At 60.0% G+C, this 14,684-nt stretch carries 12 protein-coding genes; 10 read left to right on the forward strand and 2 right to left on the reverse strand.

Annotation, left to right across the window (positions count from 1 at the left end; translation table 11 throughout):
- The first annotated feature begins 66 nt into the window (after window positions 1–66).
- The 3 genes from ACQY8Q_RS09645 (at window position 67) to ACQY8Q_RS09655 (ending at window position 4,448) form a co-directional block, all read left to right on the forward strand.
- A complete protein-coding gene (locus tag ACQY8Q_RS09645; RefSeq protein WP_428429733.1) occupies window positions 67–1,173 on the forward strand; it encodes a glycosyltransferase family 4 protein in 1,107 nt (368 codons plus the stop codon).
- A 117-nt stretch (window positions 1,174–1,290) separates the two neighbouring features.
- Window positions 1,291–2,289 (forward strand): glycosyltransferase, encoded by a 999-nt coding sequence (locus ACQY8Q_RS09650; RefSeq protein ID WP_428429735.1) that lies wholly within the window; start codon window positions 1,291–1,293, stop codon window positions 2,287–2,289.
- The gene (locus ACQY8Q_RS09655) at window positions 2,289–4,448 is read left to right on the forward strand and encodes a glycoside hydrolase (RefSeq protein ID WP_428429736.1); all 2,160 of its coding nucleotides are present in this window, start codon (window positions 2,289–2,291) and stop codon (window positions 4,446–4,448) included. Before ACQY8Q_RS09650 ends, ACQY8Q_RS09655 begins: the two co-directional genes overlap by 1 nt.
- 12 nt (window positions 4,449–4,460) lie before the next feature.
- Here the strand turns inward: ACQY8Q_RS09655 and ACQY8Q_RS09660 are convergent, their stop codons facing one another.
- Window positions 4,461–6,083: an ABC-F family ATP-binding cassette domain-containing protein gene (locus ACQY8Q_RS09660; protein ID WP_428426385.1), complete on the reverse strand. Its 1,623-nt coding sequence runs from the start codon at window positions 6,081–6,083 to the stop codon at window positions 4,461–4,463.
- Between the two features lie 177 nt (window positions 6,084–6,260).
- On the opposite strand from ACQY8Q_RS09660, the gene pepT reads away from it, so the two are divergent.
- Window positions 6,261–7,493 carry a peptidase T gene (gene pepT, locus ACQY8Q_RS09665; RefSeq protein WP_428426386.1) on the forward strand — a complete coding sequence of 411 codons (1,233 nt, stop codon included), beginning with the start codon at window positions 6,261–6,263 and terminating at the stop codon, window positions 7,491–7,493.
- Window positions 7,494–7,934: 441 nt separating this feature from the next.
- On the opposite strand, the gene ACQY8Q_RS09670 is transcribed toward pepT, so the two are convergent.
- Complete coding sequence (locus ACQY8Q_RS09670) at window positions 7,935–8,228, reverse strand: hypothetical protein (protein WP_428426387.1); 294 nt, start codon at window positions 8,226–8,228, stop codon at window positions 7,935–7,937.
- A gap of 275 nt (window positions 8,229–8,503) precedes the next feature.
- On the opposite strand from ACQY8Q_RS09670, the gene rsgA reads away from it, so the two are divergent.
- From rsgA to ACQY8Q_RS09700, 6 genes are all read left to right on the forward strand, one after another.
- Complete coding sequence (rsgA, locus tag ACQY8Q_RS09675; RefSeq protein WP_428426388.1) at window positions 8,504–9,526, forward strand: ribosome small subunit-dependent GTPase A; 1,023 nt, start codon at window positions 8,504–8,506, stop codon at window positions 9,524–9,526.
- Between the two features lie 157 nt (window positions 9,527–9,683).
- Complete coding sequence (locus ACQY8Q_RS09680; protein WP_428426389.1) at window positions 9,684–10,727, forward strand: LacI family DNA-binding transcriptional regulator; 1,044 nt, start codon at window positions 9,684–9,686, stop codon at window positions 10,725–10,727.
- A gap of 74 nt (window positions 10,728–10,801) precedes the next feature.
- Window positions 10,802–11,824 (forward strand): ABC transporter substrate-binding protein, encoded by a 1,023-nt coding sequence (locus ACQY8Q_RS09685; protein WP_428426390.1) that lies wholly within the window; start codon window positions 10,802–10,804, stop codon window positions 11,822–11,824.
- A gap of 232 nt (window positions 11,825–12,056) precedes the next feature.
- Window positions 12,057–12,884, forward strand: a complete 828-nt coding sequence (locus ACQY8Q_RS09690) for an ABC transporter permease (RefSeq protein ID WP_428426391.1) — start codon at window positions 12,057–12,059, stop codon at window positions 12,882–12,884.
- Complete coding sequence (locus tag ACQY8Q_RS09695) at window positions 12,881–13,660, forward strand: ABC transporter permease (RefSeq protein ID WP_428426392.1); 780 nt, start codon at window positions 12,881–12,883, stop codon at window positions 13,658–13,660. The genes ACQY8Q_RS09690 and ACQY8Q_RS09695 overlap by 4 nt, the downstream gene beginning before the upstream one ends.
- Window positions 13,653–14,678, forward strand: a complete 1,026-nt coding sequence (locus ACQY8Q_RS09700) for an ABC transporter ATP-binding protein (RefSeq protein WP_428426393.1) — start codon at window positions 13,653–13,655, stop codon at window positions 14,676–14,678. Before ACQY8Q_RS09695 ends, ACQY8Q_RS09700 begins: the two co-directional genes overlap by 8 nt.
- Window positions 14,679–14,684: the final 6 nt, after the last annotated feature.

Below are 14,684 nucleotides of genomic sequence, written 5' to 3' on the forward strand. Positions count from 1 at the left end.
TTGAGCGAAACGTCTCTTTTTCCATCCGCTGAAACACTCAAGAAACCCGCTGCTCGCCCCCGGGTGATGATGCTCGGGAGCCGGGGCATCCCCAATGTCCAGGGCGGTGTCGAAAAGCATATCGAGATGATCGGCACCGAACTCGTCAAGATGGGTTGGGACGTCGATGTTATCGGCCGTCGTCAATATCTGCCGAGCGCATTGGAAAGTGTCTGGAACGGTATTCGGGTCATTCCGCTCTGGGCGCCAAAGAGGATGGCCCTGGAGGCCATCGGGCATAGCATCGCCGGCGTCTTCCATGCCGCGCGTCAACGCCCCGATGTTCTGCATATCCATGCTGTCGGCCCGGCTTTGGTCGCGCCGCTCGCCCGCCTCTTCGGGTTGAAGGTCATCGTCACCCACCATGGCTACGACTACGATCGCCAGAAGTGGGGTCGGTTTGCCAAGCGCATGCTCAAGACGGGCGAGGCATTCGGGATGTACGCCTCCAATGGTCGTATCGCGATTTCGCAAGAAATCGTTCGCGCCATGCGGGAAACCTATGGCGTCGCCGTCGATTTCGTGCCGAACGGCGTTTCGGTGCACCCCAAGACCACCTCCACTGAAACCCTCAAGAGTTTCGGACTGACGCAGCGCCGATACATCGTCATGATGGCCCGCCTTGTTCCCGAAAAGCGCCAGCACGACCTGATCCTTGCTTTTGCCAAGGCAAATCGGCCGGAAAAACTGGTCATCGTTGGTGGCGCAGATCATGAAACCGAGTATTCGGCTTACGTGAAGGCGCTGGCAGCCGAAACGCCTTCGGTGGTTATGACGGGTTTCCAGACCGGTGGCGCACTTGCGGAACTGTACAGCAACGCCGCCCTGTTCGTGCTTCCGTCAAGCCACGAAGGCATGCCGATCGCGCTTTTGGAAGCCCTGAGCTACGGCTTGCCGGTTCTTGCCAGCGATATCGTTGCCAATCGTGAACTCAAGCTCGCCCCCAACGATTACTTTCGCATGGGCGATGTCGATGCGCTGGCTGCGGCTCTCGGGCGCAAATTGTCCAGCCCATTCGATGAGGACGGCACGGACCTACTGACAAGCCAGATCCAGACGGACTACAGCTGGAAGAAGATCAGCGAGCGAACGGCGGAGGTGTATCGATCCGTCCTTCGCAGGCGGCCCCGCTGACGGCAGCGATCCATCCGGGCATCAACCAAATTTCAAATCATCGGCGAAATCATGAGCGATGTCACAGTCTTGTCCAACAACGCGCCGGCGGTGCTTCATGCAAACGGGGATGTCATTTTGGGCGTATCCATCATCATCAAGACCTTGAATGAAGAAAAGCGCATCGCCGCGACCATCGAAAGCGCGCTTGCAGCGCTGCCCGGCGGCATCGGCGAAGTCATTATCGCCGATAGCGGCTCCAGGGACCGCACCATTGACATCGCCTCCGGCTACCCGGTCACCGTCGTGCAGATCGCACCGCCAGCGCAGGCCAGCTGTGGCATAGGTCCGCAGCTCGGCTTCCAGTATTCCACCTTCGATCACGTCTGCCTGCTCGACGGCGACATGATCCTCGATCCAGAATTCCTTCCCGACGCGCTGCGCTTTCTTGCCGGCAATCCGGATGTCGCCGGTGTCACTGGCCATGTCGAGGAAATGCAGACAGCCAATCTCGAATATGCACGCCGGGTCCAGCGCAACGCGCCGGAAAACCGTGTCGGGGACATCGACCGGATGAATGGCGGCGGGCTTTACAGACGCAGCGCCATCGAGAAGGCCGGTTACATATCCGACCGCAATCTGCATGGTTACGAGGAATTCGATCTCGGCGTCCGGCTGCGCAGCTTGGGCTGGCGGCTTCATCGCCTCGACCGGCGCTTCGTCAGCCATTTCGGGCATACGTCGAACTCGTACCGACTGCTGATGCGGCGCTGGAACAGCAAATACCTCTACGGCACCGGCGAACTGTTGCGCGCATCGGTCGGCAAGCCCTATTTCGGCCGGCTGATCGCTGAATTGCCGGAACTAAAACTCTGGGCAGCCGTCTATTGCTGGTGGGCTGTGTCGATCATCATCCTGTTTAAGGCCCCGGGTTTCCTGTCAGGTCTGGCAATGGTGATCGCGCTGGCAGCCGCCATCGTTCTCGTGATCAGCATCAAGAAGGGCGGCTTTGCCATGGGCCTCTACACGGTCGTCGCCTGGTGCTTTCACGCCGCCGCTGTGCCGGCCGGTTTCTTTCGCCGCCGCCTGCCGCCGCAGTCCTGGATCGAAAGCCGGACGATCGGAGCAGCCCAATGATGCATTGGGGCCGTTGGGCACTCGCTGCCTTGCTGGCAATTCCATCGCCGGTCTTCGCGTCCGACGAATGGCTGCCGGTGCGCGAGAGCTCGATGGTGCTCGGCAACCAAAGCCCTCTCGATTTTTCAGCCATCCTGCCCAATCCACCCATTGACGACGGCAGCCAGCTTCTGACCGGAAAACAGGGCAATTTTGTCCGCGCCAGCGCGCCGGACAAACCCGTAAAACTGCTCTGCGCATCGCTGGCCTGGAGCCCGGCATCCGGCGGTTTTCCCAACCATGCCGATGCCGATCTCTACGCGGCACAGCTGGCCAAACATGGCTACAATATTGCCCGGCTGCATTTTGTCGATGCCAGCCTGATGTTCGGCCGCAACCGTGATTTCGATTTCGATCCCGAAACTCTTGACCGCGTCCACTACCTGCTGGCCGCACTGAAGCGTAACGGCATCTACTGGATCATGGACGGCCTGTCCTCCTGGCGCGGCGCCTATGGCGGCTATGACGACCGCTGGGAGCCCTCAAGCGATCTGAAACTTGCCCTTTACTTCGACGGCAAGGCCTTCGACCACTGGCTGGAATTCCAGCGCCGTTTCCTGACGCTGGTCAATCCCTATACCGGCACCGCACCGATCAACGACAGCGCGCTGGCATTGGTCATACTCGTCAACGAGAACAATATCGAATTCGACAGCATCGTGCGGGAGCGCGAGGGCAAACCGCACTATGATGACCGATTGAAACTCCCCTTCAATGCCTGGCTGAAACAGCGCTATGGCTCGTCTGAAGCACTTTCAAAAGCATGGCCGGACCTGAAGTCTGACGAACGGCTGGAAGACGCCTCGATCGCGTTACCCAAATCCCGTTACGAGGATTCACCCCGTCTCAAGGACCTGCAGGCCTTTTTCGTATCCGTTGAAACCGGAACCACCGCCCGGATGACGGACGCCCTGCGCGGCCTTGGCTACAAGGGCGAGATCAGCAATTTCAACAACTGGCCAACACTCCAGACAACACTGAGCCGCGAGGCTCTGCCCGTCATCACGATGAATACCTATCAGGACTGGGTCGGCAGCTATTCGCCCGGCGCGACCATGACGCAGAAAAGCTCGATCGATGACGGCGCTGGCTACGTGCGCCTGATCGCCGCCGCCCGCTGGCTCGGCAAGCCTTTCGTCGTCAGCGAATACGATCATCTCTTCTGGAACCGCTATCGCTATGAGGCCGGGCTGGTGATGCCGGCTTATGCGGCGCAACAGGGCTGGGACGTACTCTGCCGCCACGCACACGGTCCGATCATTCTGAAGTACGGCGAGCCCTATCCCCACAAGAAGGGCATGCTTCCCTATGCCATCGCACTTGACCCGGTGGCGCGCGCCGGCGAGACGCTCGCAGCACTTCTGTTCCGGCGTGGCGATGTCGCCACCTCGAAATTGACGATCCCGTTTCTTGTAAGGAGCACGGAGGATCTCACTGACGATATGCAGGCGCGCGAACTCGAACAGCTCACCGAGCTTGGCCTTGTCGGCGCAATCGGCATGACGAAGGCGGCAACGGGCAGCTTGAGTGTCGGCCAGCCGCGATCGTCCGTCGATCCCCAGGCCATCCTCGATGCAGCCAAGGCTGCCGGACTTTTGACGAAGGGCAACCAGACCGACCTGAAGACCGGGCTTTATGAAAGCGATACCGGCGAACTCCTACTCGACCGCTTGCGCGGCCAACTGCGGGTTTCCACGCCAAAGACCGAAGCGGTGGCTTTTTCGACGCTGCGGGAGCCCGTCAACCTGGGCAGCGTCCGCGTCGAGGCATCGGATGGCAATGGGCTGCTGGCTGTTTCCGTGCTGGACGATGCTAAGAGCATTACGCAAAGCCGCCGGCTTCTCGTCATCTACGCCACCGATGCGCACAATACCGGCATGAAGTTCAGCGACGACGAGGAAAAAGTGATCGCCGATTTCGGCCGCCTGCCGGTTTTGATCCGCAAAGGCTATGTCGACCTGTCTCTCAACCTTGCCAAGGGCGAATGGCGGCTGACGCCGGTCACCCTGAACGGCGTCGCCTCAACCGCCGCCGGTCAGGTTATATCCCCAACCGGCTTCCGGCTTTCCAATGACGCAGCATCAGGCCCGACAACGTTCTTTCTTCTCGAAAGAGACTGACGTGGAAGCCAATCAGCTCCGCAGGCCGGGCGCCTCATGGCCGGTTCGCGCCACATATTCCGTATAGCCGCCGCCATATTCGTGGATACCATCCGGGGTCAGTTCCAGAACCCGATTGGACAATGCGCCGAGGAAATGCCGGTCGTGGGACACGAACAGCATGGTGCCTTCGTACTCGGAAAGCGCCTTGATGAGCATTTCCTTGGTGTCGAGGTCCAGATGGTTGGTCGGCTCGTCGAGCACCAGCAGGTTGGGTGGGTCGAACAGCATGATCGCCATGACCAGCCGCGCCTTTTCGCCGCCTGACAAAACGCGGCAGCGCTTTTCGACGTCGTCGCCGGAAAAGCCGAAACAGCCTGCCAGCGCCCGGAGTGGTCCTTGCCCGGCGCGGGGGAATTCGTGCTCTAGCGTTTCGAACACGGTGCGCTCGCCGTCGAGCAGATCCATGGCGTGCTGGGCGAAATAACCCATCTTGACGCTGGCACCCAGCGCGACCGTTCCCTGGTCCGGGTCCGTCGATCCCGTCACCAGCTTCAGCAGCGTCGACTTTCCGGCACCGTTGATGCCCATGATGCACCAGCGCTCCTTGCGACGGACCATGAAGTCCAGCCCTTCATAGATGCTGCGGCTGCCATAGCTCTTGTGCACGTTTTTCAGGTTGATCACATCTTCGCCTGAGCGCGGCGCCGGCAGGAATTCGAATGCTACGACCTGGCGACGCTTGGGTGGCTCCACCCGCTCGATCTTGTCGAGTTTTTTCACCCGGCTCTGGACCTGGGCCGCATGCGAGGCACGCGCCTTGAAGCGCTCGATGAACTTGATTTCCTTGGCCAGCATCGCCTGCTGCCGCTCGAACTGGGCGAGCTGGTGCTTTTCGTTCAGCGCGCGCTGCTGCTCATAAAATTCATAGTCGCCGGAATAGGTGGTCAACCCGCCGCCGTCGATCTCGATCAACTTGGTAACGATGCGGTTCATGAACTCGCGGTCATGCGAGGTCATCAGAAGGGCGCCCTCGTAATTCTTGAGGAATTCCTCCAGCCAGATCAGGCTTTCCAGATCCAGATGGTTGCTCGGTTCGTCGAGCAGCATGACGTCGGGACGCATCAAGAGGATGCGGGCAAGCGCCACGCGCATCTTCCAGCCGCCGGACAGTTTGCCGACATCGCCGTCCATCATTTCCTGGGTGAAGCTCAGACCTGACAGAACTTCGCGGGCGCGGCCATCAAGCGCATAGCCGTCCAGTTCCTCATAACGCGCCTGCACCTCACCGTAGCGCTCGATGATGGCGTCCATCTCGTCCAGCCGGTCGGGATCGACCATAGCGGTTTCGAGTTCGTGCAATTCGGCGGCAACGATACTGACCGGACCGGCACCGTCCATCACTTCCGCAACCGCGCTGCGGCCTTCCATCTCGCCGACATCCTGATTGAAGTAACCGATGGTGACGCCTCTCTCGACGGCCACCTGCCCCTCATCAGGCTGCTCCTCACCGGTGATCATCCGGAAAACTGTGGTCTTGCCGGCACCGTTCGGACCAACAAGCCCGATCTTCTCGCCCTTGTTGAGCGCGGCGGAAGCCTCGATGAAAAGAATGCGGTGGCTCAGCTGCTTGCTGATATTTTCGATACGGATCATGTGTGCGGTGCCCAAGAATGTTGCGGCGCCCTTATGCCACGTGTTTCGGGGAATGTCGCAGGTTTTCGACAGGACGGGACACGGCTTTTTGAAGGGCCTTTTTCCCGGAAATGCCTTCACGGCGCAGATGGCGAAGGCTACAGAAGAGCACCTGACGCAGATGCAATGGAGTGAGCCATGACCGATACCGTTACCGACCGTTTCCTGCGCTATGTCGTGATCGACACCCAGTCGGACGCCAAATCGGAAACCCAGCCCTCCACCGAAAAGCAGAAGAACCTGGGCCGTCTGCTGGTCGAGGAGCTGCTGGCGATCGGGCTTTCGGACGCACATCTCGACGAGCACGGCTATATCTACGCGACCATTCCGTCGAATGTCGACAAGCCGGTGCCGGTCATCTGCTTCTGCTCTCACATGGACACGGCTCCCGATTTCACCGGCACCAACGTCAAGCCGCAGCTGATCCGCAACTATGCCGGTGGCGACATCCAGCTTCCCGGCGATCCGCAACAGATCATTCGCGTTGCCGACCATCCGGCCCTGCGCGACCAGATCGGCAACGACATCATCACCACCGACGGCACGACACTGCTCGGTGCCGACGACAAGGCCGGCCTTGCCGAAATCATGACGGCGGCACAATTCCTGATCGGCAATCCGGACATCAAGCACGGGACCATCAAAATCCTCTTCACGGTGGACGAGGAAATCGGCCGTGGTGTCGACAAGGTCGATCTGAAGAAGCTGGGTGCCGCATTCGCCTATACGATGGATGGCGAAACGGCTGGCCATATCGAAGACGAGACATTCTCCGCCGATGGCATCGAGATCACCATTCAGGGCGTTGCCATCCATCCGGGCTTTGCCAAGGGCAGGATGGAAAACGCCATCAAGATCGCCGGTGCCATCATCGACAGGCTGCCGAAACATGTGGCGCCCGAGACCACTGAGGGCAGGGATGGCTTCGTTCATCCAACCGGCGTTACCAGCTCGATGGACAAGGCGACGATCAGCCTGATCGTCCGCGACTTCAACGACGAGGGCCTAGCCATCAAGGAAGCGATGATCGAGGCGATTATCAAGGATGTCATGCCGGATTATCCCGGCTCCTCCTACACGTTCGAGGTCAAGCAGCAGTATCGCAACATGAAGGCGATTCTCGATCGCCATCCGGAAATCGTCGATAACGCCGTCGAGGCGATCCGGCGGGCGGGCATGGAGCCAGTGCGCGGCAGCATTCGCGGCGGTACCGATGGTTCCCGCCTGTCGTTCATGGGCCTGCCCTGCCCCAACATCTTCGCCGGCGGCCATGCGTTTCATTCGCCGCTCGAATGGGTGAGCCGGCAGGACATGGAAAAGGCGGTCAAGACAATCGTCGAACTGGCAAAGGTCTGGGAAGAGCGCAGCTAAGTTTGAAGCAGCGAACCTTGGAGGGGCACAATCAGCCCTTCCATCCGGCGGCCGTTTTGATATGACCCGCCTCTTGTCAAAGGAACGAAGATGGCTGCGCGAGATCGTTATTCACGGAAATTGGAATGTTCCCATTGCGGGAATACGGGCTTTGCCGAGGTTTCGGAGGACGATACGCCCAGCCGCAAGACGCGGGGATTTGAAATCGACGCCCTACCGGGCGGTTTCGAAACGGAATTTGCCTCAAGCAATCCGCGCAGGCATGTGATCCGTTGCCGCTGTGGACACAAATTCAAATTCGAGCAGACCACGGCCTATGCGCCGGGGGGAGAACCAAGGGCTTAAGGCATTCGCCCGGGCCGCTGGCAACAACAGGCGGGTGGCCGGCCCTTCAATGCGAATGCATTCGAAGGTATCGCCGGCGCCCCTGGATGGACGTTCTTACTTGTTGGCCATCAGCCACATCTTGCCGGCCAACGTGATCACGCGCGGATCAACAGCAGCGTCGTCGTCGAGATGGCTGCGTTCCAGAAAGCCGAGACCTTCAAGTTCGTTCAGGGTCGTCGTGGTCAGGAAGCGAATCTTCTGCGGACGCTCCTTGAAGCGGTCGGTCTTGGCATAGGTGACGGTCGCATTTTCGTGCGTCCATTTTTTCGCCGGCTGCGGGAAGAGGTTTCCTTCCTTGGCGAGTTTCAGTCCCCGGATCTGGACCGGCGTCAATTCAAGCGAAATCATGTTCTGTCCTTGGTAGAAATGGTGAAAAAGGCATCGACACGCAACCCGGATTGAGTGGGAACGCCCGTTTGCGAATGTCGCCAATGCGAAATGAAAAGGGCCAAAATGGCCCGCATGCCCTTCCCTATCGGAAGTTTGCGGCATTTCCCAGACAAAACTGCAAAACTGTCATTTGCGAAACGATTGGCACCATCAGGACGCTTCTGTTATCAGCGTCTGAACTTGTTTTCAGAAAGGTCATCCATGAACGCGACACTGTGCCGGGGAGCGGCAGCGTGACGGAGCGCGCAGACGCGGCCTTCTTGGCGTCGCATGGCTGGTCCGACTTTTTCGCCTCCCAGATCGAGCAATCCGAAGCGGACCTCCTTCCTATGAGGATCGCCGAAGTTCATCGCGCCCGGCTAAGCGCGCTGTCCGCCGAAGGCCCGGTCAAGCTTGTTCTTGCCCATAAAACCAATACCGCCGATTTTGCCGTTGGCGACTGGATCCTGGCCGATCCCCGCACCCACCTGCTTATGCGCAGACTTGAGCGCCGGACCTTGCTGCAGCGCCGGACGGAAGGCAGACATCTCCAGCAGCTTGCTGCAGCCAATGTCGATACGCTGTTCATCGTCACCTCCTGCAATGCAGATTTCAGCCCGGCGCGGCTGGAACGTTACCTGGCGATGGCCAATCAGGCCGGAACGAACCCTGTGATCGTTCTGACCAAGACCGACATGATCGACGACGCCAGCACATTCGAGCGGGAGGCCAGGGCACTGCAGCGCGACCTGGAGGTCGTTGCATTGAACGGCCGCTCCGTAGATGCCGCAGCCGCACTTGCCCCATGGTGCGGCGCCGGACAAACTGTCGCACTGGTCGGATCGTCCGGGGTCGGCAAATCGACGCTGGTCAATACGCTTGCAGGCCTCAGCAACGCGGCGGCGCAGGAGACCGGTGATATTCGTGAAAGCGATGCCAAGGGGCGCCACACCACGACCGCGCGGTCGTTGCACGCCATTGCCGGTGGTGGCTGGGTGATCGACACACCCGGAATGCGCACCCTGCATGTCAGCGACGTATTGGGTGGCATTGAGACGCTGTTCTCCGAGATCACCGATCTCGCGCCTTCCTGCAAGTTTCGCGACTGTACCCACGATCACGAACCGGGCTGCGCCATTCAGGCCGCGATAAAGGCCGGCACCTTGCCTGCGGAGCGGCTGGCCCGTTGGCGCAAGCTGCTGGAGGAAAATGTCAGCAACACGCCAGTCCAGACAGGACCGCGCGGCAACAAGGTCGTTCAGAAGAAGAAATACTGAAGCCGGACGGCAACGGTCTGTCAGGTGACGCCCGTTTCGGACGTTTCGCCTTCGGAGCAAATTTTCGGCCTGTATCAAACCTGAAAACCGTATCGACAACGCGGGAACATTGCTGTAACAGAGTTGATTAATCGATTAATCATCCCTGTTGGATCAGATGGCCAACCCGCGCACAGGATCGAACCTCAGCCAGATTGCCGCGACACTCGGCGTGTCTGCAGCAACGGTGTCGAATGCGCTGTCCGGCAAGGGACGTGTCTCGACCGAGCTGGCTGAAAAGATCCGAGTTACGGCAGCCGAACTCGGCTACACGCCAAGCCTGACCGGCCGGGCGCTGCGCACCGGACGCACTGGCGTTCTCGGCCTCGTGCTCCCGAATATCGCCAATCCCCTGTTTCCGCAGATTGCTCAGGCGATCGAACATGCGGCAAGCCATGCTGGCTATGGTGTTCTGATCGCTGACTCCCGTGGCGACGTTGCCTTGCAGACAGACGCCATCAACCGGCTGATCGAACGCGACGTCGATGGCATCGTCATCGTTCCACGGCTTGGCACCCGCATTGCCGATATCGGCTGTCCGGTCGCCGTCATCGACAGCCCCTCCACCCCCGGCAATACGGTTTCGGCGGATCACTGGCAGGGCGGGCAGACCGTCATCGAGCATCTGATATCGCTGGGACATCGCAAGTTTTTGCTGATCGGCAACAATCCAGCCTCGAACGTTCAGAACGACCGCATCGGCGGCATGAAATCCCGCATCCCCGCAGACGGTGTTGCCGACGTTTTCTGGATCGAAAAACACGAACAGATCCATGGCAAGGGAAGTCTTCTTGGCCTGAAGGAACAGGTGGAGAATGGGTTTACCGCCTTTGCCGCCGTTTCCGATCTGCCCGCGCTCAGGGCTCTGATGGAATTGCAGCGCGCCGGTATCGGCGTGCCCGAGCATGTCAGCGTCACCGGTTTCGATGATCTGGTCTGGTCTTCGGTCGTCACCCCAGGCCTGACAACAGTCCGGATGGACATGGCGGAGATTGCCGACATTGCCATCGCCGCGCTGGTTCGCGTCATCGAGGCCGACACCTCAGGTTCGGACGTCGCGCGCACCGTGACCGGAACAGTGGCGGCGGAGCGGTCGAGCGTGCCTATGAAACTGGTGGTCCGGCAGACGTCGGCACCACCAGCGAATGCCCACATTGCATGACTGGGACCATAACAAGTCCCAAAAAACATACGCCAGAAAACATGAGCCAAGAAAACACCAGAAGGAGAACACAGATGAACAAAATGCTCTTTTCGTCAGCCGCCGTGCTGATGCTCACCATGGGTGCCGCCCATGCGCAGGAAAAAACCCTGACAATTTCCGTCTATGCCTTCGCGCAGGACGAGTTCAAGGAGATCGTCTACGATCCCTTCGAAGCCAAATGCGGCTGCAAGCTGGTGGTCGAAACCGGTAACAGCGTCGAGCGCCTTGCCAAGATCGAAGCCAACAAGGCCAATCCTGTCATCGACATCGCCGCGGTTTCCATGGCCGACGCGCTATCGGCTGACCGCAATGGCCTGATCGAGAAGATCGACACGGCCAAGCTCAGCAACTTCGGCAAGCTCTACGATATCGCCAAGGACCCGAATGGCGACGGCATGAGCATCGGCTACACTTTCTATGCAACCTCTATCGTCTATCGCACCGACAAGATGAAGATCGAGTCCTGGGCCGACCTTTTGAAGCCGGAATATGCCGGCCACGTCGCCTTCCCGAACATCACCACCAACCAGGGACCGCCATCTCTGTATATGCTCGGCAAGGCACTTGGCACCGACACGCCGGACCTCAAGGGCGCGATTGAAGCGCTCGGCGCCAAGAAGGACGATATCGTTACCTTCTACGTCAAATCCTCGCAGCTGGTGCAGCTGATGCAGCAGGAAGAAATCTGGGCGGCACCGATCGGCCGCTTCTCCTGGGCACCGTTCACCAAGCTTGACCTGCCGCTCGGCTGGGCGACGCCGAAGGAAGGCCAGACCGGCGGCATGAACGTCATGGTTCTGACCAAGGGCTCGAAGAACCAGGATCTCGCACTCGAATTCATGGATTTCTGGCTCTCGACCGAAATCCAGACAAAGCTGGCCGAAAAGCTGGTCGATAGCCCGGCCAACAAGGAAGCCAAGGTTTCCGACGAAATCGCCGGTAACCTGACCTATGGCGAAGAAACGGCCAACAGCCTGAAGCTGATCCCCTCCGCCGTAGCACTCGACAACCGCGATGCGTGGCTATCCGAGTGGAACGCCAAGGTCGGCCAGTAACCGGCCAACACGAATGCCTCCCAAGGCAAGGGGCGTAGCCAGCGAACTCCGGTTCGCAAACTGCGCCCCGACTGAACCGGCCGTCAACGTGAGATGCTGCTGCCACAGCGCCTCACCCCACCCCTCTTCCCGTTCATGGGAAGAGGGGGACGTGGCCGGCTCACGAACAAAAGTTACAGGGATCGCCGGCAATCGCGTTGATCCCGTTTGAACCTGCTGGAGACGACGAACCATGTTCCAGAACCGGGCAGAAGCATTGGCGCTCGCCCTGCCGGCCGCGATTTTCGCGGGGCTGGTCTTTCTCGTGCCGGTTATCCTGCTGTTGTCGGAAGGTTTTCGATCGGCAGATAGCTGGAGCCTGTCGGCCTATGCGGATTTCTTTTCCCAACCGCTGAACCGGACGGTCTTTCTGCGGACGCTGAAGCTCGGGGCGCTCGTCACCGTGGCAGCAGCCGTCATCGGTTATGCTACGGCCTTTGCCATCGTCAGCCTGCCGCCGGGCGCCAAGGGCCGGATGATCGGGCTTGTCGTTCTGCCACTGATGATTTCGCCCGTCGCCCGCACCTATGCCTGGATCGTCATCCTCGGCCGCACCGGCATCGTCAACCAGGCGCTGATGGCGGTTGGCCTCAGCGACGAACCAATCCGCATCCTGTTCAGCGAAACCGCCGTCTTCATTGGCCTGCTGCAGCTGTTTCTACCCTTGATGGTGATCTCGCTGATCAGCGCGCTTGAAAACCTGCCGAAGGATGTCGTACCCGCCGCCCGGGTGCTCGGTGCCAACTGGTTTCAGGTGTTCTGGAAGGTCGTCCTACCGCTGACCCGTGAAGGCCTTGTGGTCGGCGGCACACTGGTCTTCACCGGCTCGATGACGGCCTATATCACCCCCGCCATTCTCGGCGGATCGAAGGTACTGATGTTGGAGACGCTGCTCTACCAGCAGGTGACCGTCGCCAACAATTTCGTCTCGGCCAGCGTCATCGCCTTCATCCTGATCGTCATGAGTTTTGCCGCCAATATTCTCCTGAAGCGGATCGCAACGGCGAGGAACAAGCGATGACCCCGAGACTGTTCGCCCCGATCACGCTGCTTCTGGTGCTGATCTTCCTGATCGGCCCGTTCCTGATCATCGTCGCCGCCTCGTTTTCGGCCGGCGATACCCTGGCTTTTCCGCCGCAGGGCTTCTCGTTCAAGTGGATCCTCAAGGTCTTCACCATCGAGAGTTTCCGCGACAGCTTCGTGATGTCAATGTTCCTGGCGATCGGCGGCACGTTTGCTGCCCTTCTGCTCGGCATACCCGCCGCCTACGCGATGTCACGCTACAAGCTGCCGATGTCCGAGACCGTACGCACCATCGTCTCGGCACCGATCATCGTGCCGGGCATCATCGTCGGCCTGGCGCTGCTGCGCTACTTCGTCGTGCCTATCGGTGTTTCAATCACGCTAGCGCTGTTCCTGGCCCATACGGCGCTGATCCTGCCCTATGCGGTGCGGGTGGTTTCGGCCAGCCTCAACAACCTGCGCTCGGATATCGAAGAAGCTGCCGTGCTGCTCGGCTCATCGCGGCTCGGCGCCTTCTTCCGGGTGGTGCTGCCGAACATTCGCGGCGGCATCCTGTCGGCCTTCATCCTCGGCTTCGTCACTAGCTTTAATCAGGTTCCGGTTTCGCTGTTCTTGTCCGGACCGGGTGTGCGCACCCTGCCGATCGACATGCTCGGCTATATGGAGATCGTCTTTGACCCGTCGATCGCCGCCCTGTCTTCGCTGCTCGCTTTCCTGTCCATCGGCATCGTCTTTGCCGCCGAACGTTTTCTGGGGTTCTCCCGCTATGTCTGACACATCCTTCCTCACCCTCGACAAGCTCTCCCTCGCTTATGGCAAATCGATAGCCGTCAAGGATCTCGATCTTGAGATCCGCAAAGGCGAATTGCTGGCGCTGCTTGGCCCTTCCGGCTGTGGCAAGACCACGACCATGCGGTCGATTGCCGGCCTGATGACGCCGGTTGGCGGACGTATCAGCCTTGATGGCGTTGATATCACCCGGGTTGCTGCCAACAAGCGGGCGGTCGGGCTGGTGTTCCAGTCCTATGCTCTGTTCCCGCATCTGACGGTGTTCGAAAACGTTGCCTTCGGCCTCAAGCTGAAGGGCATGCGCGGCACGGATCTGGAGACAAAGGTCACAGCCGGTCTCAAATCCGTTGGCCTCGCGGCCTTCGTAGACCGCAAGACCCCGGAGCTTTCCGGCGGCCAGCAGCAGCGCGTGGCCCTTGCCCGATCCATGGTGATGGAGCCGAAGGTGCTTCTGCTTGACGAACCGCTCTCCAATCTCGATGCCCGCCTGCGGCTGGAAATGCGCACCGAACTGCAGCGCGTGCAGAAGGAAAGCGGCGTGACGATGATCTTCGTCACTCACGATCAGGTCGAGGCGCTGGCGCTCGCCGACCGGATCGTCGTGATGAAGAACGGCGCCATCGAGCAGATCGGCACGCCCGAAGAGATCTACAACCACCCGGTCTCCAGCTTCGTTGCGGATTTCGTCGGCTTCGAAAACGTCTTCGCTATCAGCGATGGCAAGCTGATCACCGCCAAGGGTGCAGTCTCCCTCTCCAAGCCACTCCCGGATGTTGCAGGCCTTGCCTGGCGGCCCCGCGCGGTTTCCTTCGGATCCGGCCCGCTGACGGGCACAGTGCGCGGCGTCTCCTTTGCCGGCGGCACGCGCGAATATGTGCTGGAAACGCCGCTCGGCATCATCAAGACGGAGGTGGACGCGACCCTCCCCGCCCATGCACTCGGCGCCACCGTTGCCTTCGACCTGCCGGTCGAGGGTGCAGCTCTCCTCAAGCGCTTCGGTTAAATCGTC

The sequence above is a fragment of the Pararhizobium sp. genome (assembly GCF_965279435.1).
GTDB lineage: Bacteria > Pseudomonadota > Alphaproteobacteria > Rhizobiales > Rhizobiaceae > Pararhizobium.

What these genes read in the sequence shown, in the direction of transcription:
- ACQY8Q_RS09660 (WP_428426385.1), bottom strand. Translation starts at nt 6,083, where the DNA reads ATGATCCGTATCGAAAATATCAGCAAGCAGCTGAGCCACCGCATTCTT.
- ACQY8Q_RS09685 (WP_428426390.1), top strand. Translation starts at nt 10,802, where the DNA reads ATGAACAAAATGCTCTTTTCGTCAGCCGCCGTGCTGATGCTCACCATG.
- ACQY8Q_RS09700 (WP_428426393.1), top strand. Translation starts at nt 13,653, where the DNA reads ATGTCTGACACATCCTTCCTCACCCTCGACAAGCTCTCCCTCGCTTAT.
- ACQY8Q_RS09670 (WP_428426387.1), bottom strand. Translation starts at nt 8,228, where the DNA reads ATGATTTCGCTTGAATTGACGCCGGTCCAGATCCGGGGACTGAAACTC.
- ACQY8Q_RS09645 (WP_428429733.1), top strand. Translation starts at nt 67, where the DNA reads ATGATGCTCGGGAGCCGGGGCATCCCCAATGTCCAGGGCGGTGTCGAA.
- ACQY8Q_RS09690 (WP_428426391.1), top strand. Translation starts at nt 12,057, where the DNA reads ATGTTCCAGAACCGGGCAGAAGCATTGGCGCTCGCCCTGCCGGCCGCG.
- ACQY8Q_RS09680 (WP_428426389.1), top strand. Translation starts at nt 9,684, where the DNA reads ATGGCCAACCCGCGCACAGGATCGAACCTCAGCCAGATTGCCGCGACA.
- ACQY8Q_RS09655 (WP_428429736.1), top strand. Translation starts at nt 2,289, where the DNA reads ATGCATTGGGGCCGTTGGGCACTCGCTGCCTTGCTGGCAATTCCATCG.
- ACQY8Q_RS09695 (WP_428426392.1), top strand. Translation starts at nt 12,881, where the DNA reads ATGACCCCGAGACTGTTCGCCCCGATCACGCTGCTTCTGGTGCTGATC.
- pepT (WP_428426386.1), top strand. Translation starts at nt 6,261, where the DNA reads ATGACCGATACCGTTACCGACCGTTTCCTGCGCTATGTCGTGATCGAC.